The organism is Burkholderia sp. AU28863, from assembly GCF_002223195.1.
GTDB classification, from domain to species: Bacteria; Pseudomonadota; Gammaproteobacteria; order Burkholderiales; family Burkholderiaceae; genus Burkholderia; species Burkholderia sola.
The window spans coordinates 1,762,026-1,775,479 of record NZ_NKFE01000003.1 but is presented as its reverse complement, the minus strand read 5'-3'; the positions used below and the strand labels follow the sequence as shown (position 1 = coordinate 1,775,479).

Annotated in this window: 8 protein-coding genes and 1 tRNA gene; 7 read left to right on the top strand and 2 right to left on the bottom strand. The window is 56.0% G+C overall.

The genetic code is table 11. From position 1 onward, the window contains the following. Positions 1-40 precede the first annotated feature (40 nt). A tRNA-Ser gene (locus tag CFB81_RS10645) sits at positions 41-134 on the top strand. Between the two features lie 244 nt (positions 135-378). Beyond that, the gene (locus CFB81_RS36385) at positions 379-1,530 is read left to right on the top strand and encodes an AlpA family transcriptional regulator (protein WP_218829338.1); all 1,152 of its coding nucleotides are present in this window, start codon (positions 379-381) and stop codon (positions 1,528-1,530) included. 160 nt (positions 1,531-1,690) lie between these two features. Here CFB81_RS36385 and CFB81_RS35400 read toward each other — a convergent pair whose 3' ends face one another. Next, entirely contained in the window at positions 1,691-3,361 is a 1,671-nt protein-coding gene (locus tag CFB81_RS35400) for a hypothetical protein (RefSeq protein WP_143328582.1), read from the bottom strand. A gap of 480 nt (positions 3,362-3,841) precedes the next feature. Here CFB81_RS35400 and CFB81_RS35395 point away from each other — a divergent pair, with 480 nt between their 5' ends. Next, positions 3,842-4,312, top strand: coding sequence for a hypothetical protein (locus tag CFB81_RS35395; protein ID WP_143328581.1), 471 nt, complete (start codon positions 3,842-3,844; stop codon positions 4,310-4,312). Between the two features lie 844 nt (positions 4,313-5,156). Here CFB81_RS35395 and CFB81_RS35390 read toward each other — a convergent pair. Further along, positions 5,157-5,855 (bottom strand): hypothetical protein, encoded by a 699-nt coding sequence (locus tag CFB81_RS35390; RefSeq protein ID WP_143328580.1) that lies wholly within the window; start codon positions 5,853-5,855, stop codon positions 5,157-5,159. A 1,030-nt stretch (positions 5,856-6,885) separates the two neighbouring features. On the opposite strand from CFB81_RS35390, the gene CFB81_RS10625 reads away from it, so the two are divergent. From CFB81_RS10625 to CFB81_RS35385, 4 genes are all read left to right on the top strand, one after another. Next, on the top strand, positions 6,886-7,416 hold the full coding sequence (locus tag CFB81_RS10625) for a hypothetical protein (RefSeq protein ID WP_143328579.1): 531 nt from the start codon (positions 6,886-6,888) through the stop codon (positions 7,414-7,416). 75 nt (positions 7,417-7,491) lie between these two features. Further along, the gene (locus CFB81_RS10620; protein ID WP_089435371.1) at positions 7,492-9,861 is read left to right on the top strand and encodes an AAA family ATPase; all 2,370 of its coding nucleotides are present in this window, start codon (positions 7,492-7,494) and stop codon (positions 9,859-9,861) included. Then, entirely contained in the window at positions 9,858-11,813 is a 1,956-nt protein-coding gene (locus CFB81_RS10615) for a UvrD-helicase domain-containing protein (protein WP_256976038.1), read from the top strand. The genes CFB81_RS10620 and CFB81_RS10615 overlap by 4 nt, the downstream gene beginning before the upstream one ends. Positions 11,814-12,232: 419 nt before the next feature. Beyond that, complete coding sequence (locus CFB81_RS35385; RefSeq protein WP_143328578.1) at positions 12,233-13,288, top strand: hypothetical protein; 1,056 nt, start codon at positions 12,233-12,235, stop codon at positions 13,286-13,288. Positions 13,289-13,454 lie beyond the last annotated feature (166 nt).

Genomic DNA, 13,454 nt, shown 5'->3' with positions numbered 1-13,454 from the left:
GTTCTCGTCGCACTGCCTCCCTGGTGCGAGCGAAAGTTTGGGAGACGTGGCCGAGAGGTCGAAGGCACTCCCCTGCTAAGGGAGCATCTGGGCCAAAACCTGGATCGAGGGTTCGAATCCCTCCGTCTCCGCCAAAAGCGGTGAGAAAGCCCCGTAAGTTCAAGGACTTACGGGGCTTTTTGTTTTTCGGCCCATCAATGGGCCCATCATCGAACGCTGGCTTGTCTGCTGTCGATTTGGCCCGTCGCTCAAATCTTCGGGCAGTGCTCCGTTCCAGGATAGTGGTGCGTGGTGGGCCGGCTCAGGCAAGGGCGTCGTCGGTAGATTCTCACTCCCTTATACTCGCACAGCTTACGAGAACAATCCAACGGGGTCCAAGTGCAAGTCCGCGTCAAACTGCCAGCCGGTCCGCTCATCGAGCTTACGAGTTTTTGCAAGGCGATTGCTGAGGCGCTTCGCCCGACGGAGGTGCGGCACTTTGAAGGCATCGAGTGCGTCGTTGCGAAGATGCAAAAATTTCATCGATCGATGATGCAGCCTGACGCCAGTGGCGGGCAACTGGCTGCGGGGCAATCGCAGACTGCGCTGCAGGTCAAAGGTAGCGACGAGGTGAGCCAACCGCTTCAGGAGCGGCTTGAAGCCGAAGAGCAGCGCGCATCGGAAGTGTCGCACGCATCCGATTCGCAACAACTGGCTGTTGGATTGTCTGAGGCTCCCTATCCCTTGACCAAGGATGAGCGACGTGAGTTGAGCCGCATCTTACCGAGCTTGCCGCCCCTGCAGTATCCGATTGCGGACGACGACAAGGCGGCGTTTCTCAATGCTTGGTTCAGTTTAAGCGATCGACCGGCCTGGGAGCCCATTCTGATGTCTGCTGCGGATCTCGAGCGGTACAAGACGGAGCAAAGGGAGATTCAGATACGCCATCAACGGGCTTTGCGCGATGAGTTTGCGCGCGGTCGGCTTTCGGCCGTCGATGCTGCGCATACCCCCGTAGTGGCTCTGGCCTCGGGTAGTTCAATTCTGAGAGATTCCGCTGTTGCTTATTTGCGCCGTTGTGGTCTTGCGCCTGACGACGGCGATGTAAGCATCGATACTGAGCGCAATGACCAATCGCCGGAGCCCAAGCGCAGGCTGGCTCCGGCGACTATGCCGGTTGCAGTGCGGGCGCCGATAGTGGTGGAATCCGTGGCGCCGACGAGAGACGAATCTGAAGGCCGCGCTGTCGACGTCAAAGAGAATGACCCGAACTCGAAGAGTGGTCGAGTCGATGTAGGCGGATTGCCGCAGCCCACCTCCGCCACGGAGAAGCGGAAAGTCGGCAAGGTTGCCCGCTTGCCGCGCGTGATCGAGCTAACTGGACTCGGGCGCAGCTCGATCTACAACCGAATGGACTCACGGTCGAAGTATTACGACCCATCCTTCCCCCGATGCTTCTCTCTAAGCACGAGCGAGAGCGGTGCGGTTGGATGGGACGAAGAAGAAATTAAGGCGTGGGTGGCGGCGCGTGCATCGAGAGCTGGAACGTGAGAATGGCGCGCATGTTTTCAAAGGGTGCTCGAGGAATGAACAATATTACGACGTGAAAGGCGTCCGGTCGCGGAATCGCCAACGTGCGGGCCCAGACGAGCGCATCACGAAGGGGGCCCGGCCAACGAATGACCGCGCGCAGTTTTCCATCGCTTGTTTTTCAGGTTTCCGATTCGGGCCTTTGCTTACGCTTTTTGCGAACCTCGACTTTTGTCCGTTCGCGACTAGGGCTACTTTCCTTGGCGTCCCGATGCTGACGTTCCAAACGAATCTGGTGATGAGGCGGGGTTGTCGTTGTCGGCGTGCTGTCGGTTGACGACATAGTCGGCGTACTTTCGGCTGATGGACGGGATTGTTGCTGCTTGTTCTCGGGGACGATTGCCGGTGAAGTGGCGGGACCACTCGGGGTATCTCGGTCCCGGTCTTGGTCGTGGGACTCGTCATTGGCGGCCGTGATCGACGCGTAGGCGATTGCGGCCGTGTATGTCGAGCCATGACCTGACGCCAAAGCGCCCAGGGAGCGTCGCTGCCGTGAACGCGTCTTGGCTCCTTTCTTGTTCCTTTCGGAAAGTTTTTCGTTGCGCCGCTCACGCAGCATAGTCCAGTGGGCGGACTGCAAGAGTTCCTGGTTGGCCAGTGCTATCTCCTGAAGGCGGCTCATTGGGGTGGTCTGGGTGTTGGCGGCTTTCTTTTTTTGTGCTTCCCGGCGCTTGCTTTGTCTTGTCCTCTCGGTCAGCTTTCCGATTGGCGACTGAGTGCACCAGAATCGATGTGCGTCCTCAGCCGACACCCGGCAATAGAGGTTGGGGTCGGCCACAAGAACAATTCGATCTAGAGTTCTTCCGTACCGCTTGTCGCGGTCCCAGTGTGCTTCGAACAGAATTTCACCAAAGCATCCTGCGCTGCCCAAGCCAGCTTCGCTGTTCCAGCGGTTGACGAGTTTCGCCATCAGGTCGCCATCTTGTATTAGGGCGTTTTTGGTGAAAAATATAAACGCGTCCAACCAGCATCCTAATGCCGCATCACGCTTCAGAAGTAGCGCATGTCCAAGATAATTCTCTTCTGGGATCTCACGCTTGACGTGTTTGATGAACTTTTCCCGTAACTCCTTGGACTTGGCTCGTGAAATGGATGGGCCGCCGCCGATCACCTTAGTATCTCTGCGGATCGTGAGGTGTGCAACAAGAGTCTGCGATTCACCGTCCAACAAGTGGTAGGCATATTGCAATAAGCTACGCCTGTTTTCGTTCGACGTTCGGCGAAAGGATTTTACTTTCTCCATTGCCTCTCGCGCAGATTGATGTAGGTGCGCAAAAAAGTGATTGAGTTGGTCGCAAATATGATAAATGTGAATTTTGTTCGTGAACTTCCAGTGCGATTCCTCGGAAAAGTAGTCATTGGCGATTTTTTCCAATTGATAACTCCAGCCTTCTATTTTGAAGACGGGTTTCCGTTCAATGGCATCACATAGAAGCCGGAAATGGGGGTGAAGATCGCACCCTGAGAAATGAGTCTTGGCCTCAAGGATTCTGCTACTAGTCCGTCCGGTGAATAGCTCCAATATCGGAGCGCCCGGCCATCGGGCATCGAGAGACTTATTTCCTTTCGTATCAACTGATACGGAAAACAGCCCGGGTTGCCAGTGTTTTACTCGAGTGAGCTTTTCCAGTATCTGCACCGTTCCACGAACCGAAATCACCAGATCGAATCGGCCCTTCCCATATCGCTCCACAAGCTCATCGGTCGGATGCCTCAGGCTGTCCCAAGCACCATCTTGAACCGCAGACGAAGGCCTCCCAGTCAGCAACTGGTAGCCGGGATCATGCGGCACTTTCCGCTTGGGCTTGATCGCGGGGGAGGCTGGCCGTTTGGATGCGCGACGATCGGGCATGGGTGCAAAAAAGTGACGGATCAAGTGGATTTTAGCTTAGCGGTGATGGTGGAACAACTATGTTCCCCGAGATCGAAGAGTTAATACCCTTAGCTTACACATCAAGCTAGATCTGAGAGCAGTCTGGAAGAGAGATGAAGAGGCTGATACGACTACATGGTAGCCGGATCTGGTCACGAAATTCGCCTCTGACGGCGTGGCGCTCCTACGTTGCGGACAATTCGCCGTCGTGACAGTGGCGTGCCCGAGTGCGTGGCCCGGATCGATCCAGAGCGTGCGATGGCTGACGGCGATCGTTTCGTCGTGAATCCGCTAGGCAAGGACAAGGAACTATTCGATCACCGGCTCGCATAAGCGGCTGGTTGCAAACGGATTCATTGGGCCGCATGATGTCGCGTTCGTCTGCAACCGCTCACTGTCATGTCGAAAGAAGAGTTATTGGAAGGGCTGCGTGATCTCGAGCGGCGGGAGAAGCCGGGGAGCGCGACTGCGCAGCTTCGCGAGATCGAGACTGAGATCACGGCTCTTCTGGGAAATGGCTACACACTGCAGCAGGTGTGGCGCAGCCTGGCCGAACGGGGGCTCAAGCTGTCCTTCAGCGGTTTCAAATCGTCCTACTACCGGATGCGGAAAGAAGCTGGAGAGTTTCAAAAAGCCTCAAATGGTTTCAAGGAGTGTCCGCATTGCGGTGGTGCATTGACCAACCGGAGCAGTCGCGTGGACAACCAGAGCGCGGAGACGGGAGCTGCGGCGGATTCGCAACCGGCGGTTATTGCTGGAAGGAAGTCTTCCGGCAAAGACGTCCCTAGCGAAAGCAGGGGCGCGTCTTTAGCCCGCGCACTTGAAAAAGGAATATTGCCCCCGCCTTTGGCGCGTAGATCGAAACCCTAATTCCGAGTGATATGACATGGGGACGCGCTGTTAGGAAAGGGGAAGGTTCGGCGGGGCGGTACTACGGGCTGATTTGGCGTATAGTGTACCGAACAATCCGCATGCCGCATGCCGCATGCCGCATGCCGCTGGCCGCTGCCCCACGCGTAATTTCAGGTAATGTTGATGATTTCAATGGGCGTGTGGCTAGTGGATGGTGTCCTTGTCCGAGCAACATTGTGGAAATGTCGGTGACTTTCCTGTGAATAACTGTTGTAGCACACAACGAATTCTTTCTGTCCAGACGATAGGGCGCTCACGCCTGATGGTCTGTACAGAAGGAATTCGTTTTTCTAAATAAATATTTATCGTACTCGATACCTATCATATAGGTCGGGTGATGCAGTCGCATCACCTTCTCTCTCACGCAATTTGCGTGAGGGGAACCTACGGAGGGGTTTGTGTGATAGTGAGCGAGCGAAGTGAAGCGATCTATTAAAGAGATTATAGTAACCAAAGGTGGATATAATCACTTCCTCCTTAACTGGTGAGGGGCATTTACAACCCCTCACCAGCACTCTCTTATAGAGTTTATAGCAACTGGAGGCTCCTGCCGGAGGTGGATATAAACTCGATCAACCGGGACTTGGCTGGAGGCCAATCCCGGGATGCTTTCCTTAAATCAGGACTATGCGAGCCGTTCCTGATGGGCCTCAAGGCCCAGCAGGGGCGGGCATGCGGTGACAGGCGGTCACAGCACTCAATCAAACTACTTCGTTAAAATATATCGCGTACGATAATTCTACAGAGACAATGGAAATATTTCCTGACGTAGCCAGCAACCGTTGACGCTGAAGCCGGCGGATCAAGCCGGGGGTACGGGATGGCTAGCCGTTTCGGGAAGAAACCTTACGAATCCCCGTACGTGAATAAGCGCATAGTGCAGGAATTCGTCGAAGTGGTTGCGCTTGAGGTGAACCGACTCACCCACCTCGGAGGAGATCCCATAAACGCTTAGCCGAACCTGCTTCCCTTCGCTTGGTACGCGTCCTCCCGAATGGATAAAGCAATTGCGTACCTCGATGATGGCGCTGAGCTTCAGCAGGACTTCGTCGTCATTCAGGACGGTATCGATTCCCAGGGCACGATGCAGCTTGCGGATCTGTCTGATCGTCTTGTTACCGAGCTGGATCGGTGCTACTCCGCCGTTTGGGGCTTCGATCGGCGGCTCATTGTCGGCAGTGACGCCATAGGTTCGAGAAATCGAATCAAACAGAATTTCGAAGGCGGTACAAAGCTGGATGGTTGCTAATCGCAAAGATAACTGCGAGTAATGGCCCGATTCAATACTTTCAACGAGATCACCCACATTTCGGATAGTCGTGAAGTAATCGGAGAAGTCGTTCGATAACGCAATCTCTGTTTCTGGTGCAAGCTGCGACAGATCAAGGGCTTCTAGGAGTCTTGAGCCGGCAAAATGAGTCGCCACACCAAGGATGTAGTCTTTGAATGCGTTGTAGGCTGCTGCAACTTCTTCGTTTGCAATCGGGATATTCCAATCCATGTTCGGGTCTATCGAGGCGATGTGTAGGTAGGAGCTTCGCAGCGGAGCGACGGTGCCGTTCGGGTTCGCGAACTTTGGGCAGTTGCGATTCAACGGGATAACGCGCCTCCATCGTAACAGGGGGGAAAGGGAATGAGGCGGGCGCCACGCCGACCACGAAGGCTGGCGCGTACACTTCGCATATTACGTGTAGCGGAGACCCGAAACGATGGTAATGCGGTGCAATAGATCGACGGCGCGAAAGCATCTTTGCGCGGTGGCATTGGCGGCGCAGATCGTCGTGAGCGTCGGCGCAAATGCGATGAGTAGAGAGATGTCGTCCGCGCAGTGTGGGCAGCCGCTTGCGCAACGTCTGATCCAGGCTGCGCTCGCATCACCGGCCGCGGTGCAGGAGGACGGTTCACTCTACGGCGTGCAGCGTTGGACTGCAGGTACCCGGGCGAGCTATCTCGGTCTGCAGTTCCCAGGACTACTCTCGTGTGCCTAGACGGTAAGTGCGATCTTCCGGGCAGCATGCCATCCGATCGGCAATCTTGCGTCGGTCGCTGCTGTCGACGCGGCGCTGTCGCGTTGGCCGAAGATCACGAAGATCGAGGACTTGAGACCCGGAGATGTTGTGTTCTGACGACCGCGGCATACTGGCTTAGTGCGATGCCCGAACACTCACTGGCACGTCGGTATCGCCATCGGCGACGGGCGAGCAGTCGACAACGATTGGTGGTCGGGTAGGCCGGAAGAACACTCCGTGCATCGGCTCTGCTCGACATTTGCATATGCGCGTCGAGTTCAGTGAGTGTTGGAGGAGTCCATTGGGTCACACGGAGATGCTGATGCGGTTGCCGACTCCAGCACTCGCCATACACGTCGGCGATGACATGCGTAAGCCGGGAGAGACGATCATCCCGAATATGGAAAGCGGTGAGGGCCTTTCAATCGGAGCATCCGGGATAGAGTGCTTCGAATAGCGGGTGGCCTGTGCTGTATTATCTAGCGACAATAATGGCGGCGAGACCACAGCTCCGATAATACGATGAGTGCGAATCTAATTGTAAGCGGGCCGTTTGACATACCTTTTACCCTGAGTCCGGCTAAGATCAAGTGCATTGATACGCCACAAGCTAGGCAGTTCTGGCAAAAGGCGGAGACCGCGCCATTTCACACCAAGCAGGGGGTCTATGTGTTCGCGACGCGAGCTGGACGCGGATACCGCCCGGTGTACGTTGGCAAAGCCACCCGTGGGTTCAAGAGCGAATGCTTTACGCCGCACAAGCTACATCACTACGCACAGGCGCTGAGCAATGGCGACAAGGGCAGCCCAGTTATGTTTTTTGTCGCTCTACCCGGGAACGCCAACAAGGTTCCGAAGAAGGTGATTGCTGAAGTCGAGGAGTTGATGATTCAGTTCGCCGCTGCGAAGAACCCGAAGTTGCGGAACAAGATTGGCACGGCGGTAGCGGACTGGACAATCAAGGGTGTGGTGCGCGGTGGACAGGGGAAACGGACAAAGGCTGCGTCGTCGTTTTCCACGATGTTGGGTATCACGCGAGTCATAGCCGGCTGAGCGTTGCGGCGCCGAATCCCGCAACCACTACAATTCTTGCCGTCCGACGAGCGGGCGGCTGCACGAGAAGGTGCCATGGTTATTCCCGAGGTTTCTGCTCATTCTTCCACTATGGACGCGGCATCGAGTTCCGCCCCAAGTGCACCGGCAGGGCCACCCGCCGAAGCAGTCACGCTTCCAGATGATTCACCGATTCGTCTTGCTTGCGTCGAGGTCTGTAACTTCCGGCGCTTGGCCAAGACCCGCCTTGAGCTCGATGACTCCACCACTATCCTGGTGGGCGCCAACAACAGCGGCAAGACCTCTCTTCTCACGGTTCTTCGCAACTTCCTCAGCGACTCGCCAGGCTTTCGTGCTTTCGACATTAGCCTCTCGCAGTGGGCGAAATTGCGGCAACTGAGCGAGCTCTGGGAGGCGCTGGACGAGGACCCCACGACCGAATCAAAGGATGCGGAAAAATGGGAGGAGCAGTATCGGCAGCTTCTAGGTTGCATGCCGTTCATTGATCTTTGGTTCGACGCTAAGGAAGGCGCGTACAACTATGTTGCTCCCTTCATTACATCGCTGAAATGGCGTGGCGGTGCAGTTGGCGTGCGTGTACGACTCGAACCTGTGGCAGACGCAGATGAGTTGCGGAAGCTGGCTTGGCGCTACCGAGAAGCGCGCTCTCCCGTCCGGAAGCTTCCGAAGGATGGCCACGCGTGGCCAATGGATCTGCTTGATTACTGGTTGAGGTACTCCGCGGACCTGCGCCGCATTGCTGTCTACCGCCTCGACCCTGCGAAGGGGCCCTTGGCAACGGAGCAGTGCAGTGAACTACAAGATCTGCCACCTGATTCGCAGCCGGTCGAACTGCAACTTCTGCGCAAGCTTGTACGTGTGGATTTTGTGCCGGCTCAACGGGGGCTTGGTGCGGAAGACGACGAGACGAGATCCGAGTCGGCGAGCACGCGTCCCGGGCTGTTCTCAAGCCAGCTTCTGAAATTTGCCCGGCAACATCTGAACGTCGCTCCATCCGGCCATGGTAATCGCGAGGATCTGGTTGCAGCTATTGCAAGGGCTCAAGCGGAACTTGACGATTCGATTTACAAGGCGCTCCAACCGGCGATGGAGGACGTGGAGGTTCTAGGGTATCCGGGACTGCATGATCCGCAACAGCTTCACTTCCGTACCCGCATTCAGACTGCCGACCTTCTCGCACATAGCACCGCGGTCCAGTATCGCCTGGATGAGACGGCGGTCGACGAGTCGTTGCCGGAGCATTCTATTGGGCTTGGCTATCAGAATTTGCAGTCGCTGAGCTTCATGCTTGTGTCATTCCGAGCCGCGCGCCTCAATCCCCCGCAGGGCTCTCCAGCGGCGGTTCACGTTGTAATGGTAGAGGAGCCTGAAGCCCATTTGCACGTTCAGGTTCAACGTAATTTTTCGTCGAATGCTCACGAACTTATCCGCCCAAAAGAGCTCGTGCATAGCAATCTTCGCAGCCAATTGCTTATTAGTACGCACTCAAGCCATCTAGCCCACGGGGACAGTTTCACACGTCTGCGATATGTAAAACGGATAGCAAGTGCCGGTGCGGGTGTTAGGCCCAGTAGCGAGGTCGTCAATCTCGGCGACGCCTTTGGCGATGACATTCAAACCAGGACGTTCGCCGAGCGCTACTTTCAGGTCCAACACACAGACCTCCTCTTCGCGGACGCAGCCATTTTTGTGGAGGGAACTGCGGAGCGCATGCTGGTGCCGCTTTTCATCGAGCGCGACTTCCCCAAACTTGCTAAAAAGTACGTGTCGTTCCTTGATATCGGGGGCAGTCACGCGCACCGCCTCAGGCCCCTGATAGAACGACTGGGGATTCCAACGGCTGTTATCACCGACTTGGACCCTGTGGTACCGACCACGAGCAAAGGCGGGCGTGTTGTGCGAGCGGCGGTACATATCGCAGGCCAAGCAGATCTCGAGTGTGGGAATGACACACTGACGTCGTGGCACCCGAAACTAGCGGATTTCCATGCTTATGCGAAGCCAACGTCCGCACACTTGGAGTGGGTCTCCGACTCGGGCGTAAAAGTCCGCTTCGCATGGCAGCTTCCCGTCGCGGCCGCAAGCGATCAATGGCCAAGCTCGTTCGAGGACGCACTCGTTCTGACGAACATCGATTGGTTTAAAGCGTTGGACGAAGAGACGGATTCCGTGTCCGGCAAGAAGAAGTATCACCGAGGCACTCTCGGGAAGGTGATAGGTCTCGTACTCGACCACTCTGACCATACCGAGCTTCTTAAGGAACTCCACGCGATGCTGCATGGGAACTTCAGCAAGGGCGATTTCGCGGCAACACTGTTTGAACGGTTGACCGCTCGGCAAGCCTTGGCATGTCCTACATACATCGCCGACGCACTCGCCTGGCTGAGTGGTCAACTTGAAGCCACAGTCGGAGAGACCGCGTGAGCGCCGCACGTGAATCCCTCGGAAACGACCGCGACGCTCACATAGTTGAGGAAATCTGCGGTTACGTTACGGCGACCCCAGCTCGCAGCTTTTTCTTGTTCGCTGGCGCCGGGTCGGGGAAGACTCGAACGTTGGTTGAGGTTTTGCGCCGAATTACGGGAGTAGTGACGCATGACGCGGGTGACCGGTACGCAGCGCGGCTTCGGTCTCGTGGGCAATCGGTACGCGTCATCACGTATACCAACAACGCCACCGCTGTCGTCAACGGTCGACTCGGCGAGAATTACCTGACTGCGGTGTCGACAATTCACGCCTTCTGCTGGGAACTCATCAAGGGTTTCGACGAAGATATTCGAGATGCCCTGCTCGCTCGCAATGCCGAAAGCCTTGCGACTACCAAGGCCAAGGCATTGAGTAAGGCCAAGGGGGAATCTGATAGGGACCGGGAGAAGTACGCAGAGATCGAAGCGAAGGCTGAAGAAATCCGGAAAATCGATGCATTTATCTATCATCCGGACCGCAACACCTACGGACAAGGCGCGCTGTCGCATACTGACGTTCTACATGTGACAGCTTGGCTCATTCGCGAGCGACCGACGTTGCAGCGCATCCTTGAGGACCGACACCCTCTCATCCTCATCGATGAATCGCAGGACACGATGAAAAGTGTGCTTGACGCGTTGTTCGAGCTCACGATTAGCCGTCCCGGACACATTACGCTCGGACTCCTGGGCGACCATCGGCAGCGGATTTATCCCGACGGGCACGACGATCTGCCCTCGCATGTACCGGAGAACTGGGCACGCCCCGCGCTGCAGATGAACCATCGCAGTCAGCAACGCATCGTCGAGCTCATTAACAAAATCTGGGATTCGGATGTTGAAGGCCGTACTCAGCCTAAGACTGGTGTGCCTCAGCATTCCCGGACGGAGAAAAACGGCGGAACCGTGCGCCTTTTCGTTGGTGATACCAAGACGAGCACGGCTGAGAAGATTAGGAGGGAGTCGGATTGCGCCCTCGCCATGGCTGCGGAGACTGGCTGCGCTGCCTGGCAAGATGGCACGCGCGGCTATAAGACGCTCGCGCTGGAGCACAAGTTAGCCGCCAAGCGCGGCGATTTTTTCGATGCGTATAGCGCGATGGACCTGTTGGACAAGGACGCCGCGATGCCTAAGAGTAACGGTGAGCGGACCGGTCCTTCGATGGTTCGGCCGCTGCTTGGCCCAATGCTCGAACTCGCCAAGTGTCTACAACCAGATGGTTCGCTGAACGAGTTCACTGTTGTTGACGTGCTGCGCCGGCATGGAACCCTTGCAAAGCTGCCGGAGGCCAGCGCTGAGCGTCAAGCTACCTTGGATAAGCTTCACGCGGCAGTCATGAAGTTCGCGGGCTCCATCTCCACGCCGGAAGCGACGGTCCGAGATGTATTGGGGCCGGTCTTGGAAGGCGGGATATTCGATGCGGACCTGCGTCTAGTCCAGGCGTACGGCGATACCTCGCCTCCACCACCAGAACCCAAACCCAGAAGCAAGGAAGCAAAGGAAGATCGGCGTAGACGTGGATGGTGTGCTCTCTTCGCCACGCCTTGGCAACAGATTGCACGGTATCGCGCCTATCTTAGCGGAGACGCGGAACTCGCGACTCACCAAGTCGTCAAGGGCTCCGAGTTCAAACACGTGATGGTCGTCATGGACGATGAGGAAGCTGGTGGCTCCCTTTTCTCTTACGATAAGCTTTTCGGTGCCGAGGAGTTGAGCTCGAATGACCGCGAGAACGTCGACGAGGGAAACGAGACAATCATCGATCGGACACTGCGACTTCTGTACGTCACCTGTAGTCGAGCAGAAGAAAGCCTCGCGCTAGTTCTGTGGGCAAAGAATCCGGCTGCGGCGCTTGACGCAATCAAACGGTCAGAATGGTTTGCCGCTAGCGAGGTGTCCGCTCTGGAGTAGCCACTGGTTCGGAGTAACTTGATAGAGGAACGCATCGCGTCGATACCCGGACGCTCCGATAGTGAGCGCTTCGTTGTCCGGCGTTCTCGGATCATTGTGGATGAGCAGTGCTTAGGCGAGTTGGGGTTGCAGCAGTCCCCTTTGGATGGGTTTCACAAAAGTGCTTGGCTCGCAGTACCAGACGCCGCTCGCATTGCAGGCCTACACGTCGATCGTCAAAATCGGGTGATAGATCACCATCCGATTACGAGTCGACTGCGCTTGAGCTACAAACCCGGCGAGGAGGGCGCTCAAGTAGCATGGCTGCACGCCGAGCGCGATTGTATCCGAGTACGTGAGGTCAGATGGGGGGCGCGCATGTCGGTAGCACGAATGGATGCGGCGACAGATTGATCAGTGGCGAACGGGGTAAGGTCACTATGGCAACGATTACGCAAATTCGGGGTGCTCTTCTTGAAGAGGCAGTGTTATTCCTGCTGCGAAAGGTCGGGTATGCTCCCTACGATCCTGCTTCTTTGTTACCACATCACGCAAGCTACATGCGGTCCGGGCGTTCCGGACTTGAAGTTCGGGGACGAGGAACGTGGCACCAGCTCGACGCATTCGCCCTCTGGCAACATTCTCCGGCCTTCATGTATCCGTTGCATCTGGTTGTCGAGGCCAAGTGCTATGCTTCTCATCGGCCCGTTGGTGTAGAGATTCCTCGAAATAGTGTTGGCGTACTCAAGGACATTTCCGAGAATTACTTTACTTACTCGCGGAGAGGCACGACATTCCAGGGGCCTCGATATAACTATACGTCTGCAATATTCTCTACGTCAGGCTTCACTCAAGGCGCAGTAGAATATGCCATTGCACATCAAGTGTTTTTGATTCAGTACGAAAGTGTTCCCGCGATCCAGCCGTTGATCAATGCAATTCTGAACTTTGATGAGGGTTGCATCAATTTGCGCGGTCTGGCTGCGATCAGTGCTGCGCGATCTTATTACCGTGATAGGTTGGTTGGTTTGCCGGATGATGAGGTCGGGGAGGATAAGTTGACGCGCCGTGGCAGAGCGCTGTTGTCGGGATCGATTAGCGAGGCATGTCGATCAATCGGCGGGTCTTACTTTGGAATGCTCCAGGGGCAATGGCCATTGCATTTGTTGCGTAGAGATCCGCTTCCGCCGGCTGCGTTCATAGAAGACACGATACAGTGTGAGGTTCACGGGAACAATTTAGGTGAGTGGTCGTTTTCTCCCATCGGGGTTCGACGCGATTCAGAAGGTTGGTTTGAATTGGAGTTCAGCTTGCCGACCTCAATCGCTGAACTTGTTAGTGACAGTTGGCAAGATCCTGTGGCTGTTGCCAATATTAAGCAGCGACATTTTTCTTACATTGATCTGACTGGCATCATCGGTGGCATTCGAAGAAGCGTGCGGCTCGAGCTGAATCACCAGTGGATCGAGGAGTATATTCAGCGCCGTCGGCGATAAGTGGCGTTCAGCGATGTGCAGCTGTGGTCTAGTTCCGGATGCGTGTGGTTATGCCCCATTTGGAAATTGGCTGTGATGAGGCGATTATTTTACGTTTCCACTAGCCAAAAAAAGAAGCGGCGCCGAAGCATAACCAGACGGGTGTGTCATTCTGCACACCCGTCTA